We start from the raw sequence: 516 nt of genomic DNA on the forward strand, positions 1-516 counted from the left end.
AGACCGGCCGCAGGCCCGGCGGGCAGGACGGCCATCGGGGATCGACGCTGCGGATGGTCGCCGATCCTGACGAGCGTGTGGTGCACGAGCCGGGACCGTGCTCGGGGTGCGGGACGCAGCTGGCGGACCGGCCGGTGACCCGGACCGAACGCCGGCAGGTGTTCGACCTGCCCGAACTACGCCCGCACGTGACCGAGCATCAGCTCCTGGAACGGGAGTGCGGCTGCGGGACCCGGACGAAGGCGACCGCACCGGTGGGGGTGGACGCCCCCACCCAGTACGGGCCGCGGGTGGCCGCGGCGGCGGTCTACCTGTACTCCGGCCAGTTCCTGTCGAAGGAGCGGACCGCGACCGCGCTCGCCGAGCTGGTCGGGATACCCCTGTCCGCGGGCACCGTCGCGGCGATGGCCACCCGCGCCGCCGCCGACCTGACCGGTTTGAGCGCCGGGATAAACCGGCATGGAGAAGGAGATGGAAGAGCTCTACATCGAAGGGCTAGCGACCCACGGTGGCCCT

General features: G+C 72.5%; 1 pseudogene. It reads left to right on the top strand.

What is annotated here, in order from left to right:
• Positions 1–134 precede the first annotated feature (134 nt).
• Positions 135–516: pseudogene (locus tag MXD60_RS26300) on the top strand (hypothetical protein); the annotation flags it as partial.

Origin of the sequence: Frankia sp. AgB32, from assembly GCF_023243045.1 — a bacterium.
In the GTDB taxonomy this organism is placed as follows: domain Bacteria; phylum Actinomycetota; class Actinomycetes; order Frankiales; family Frankiaceae; genus Frankia.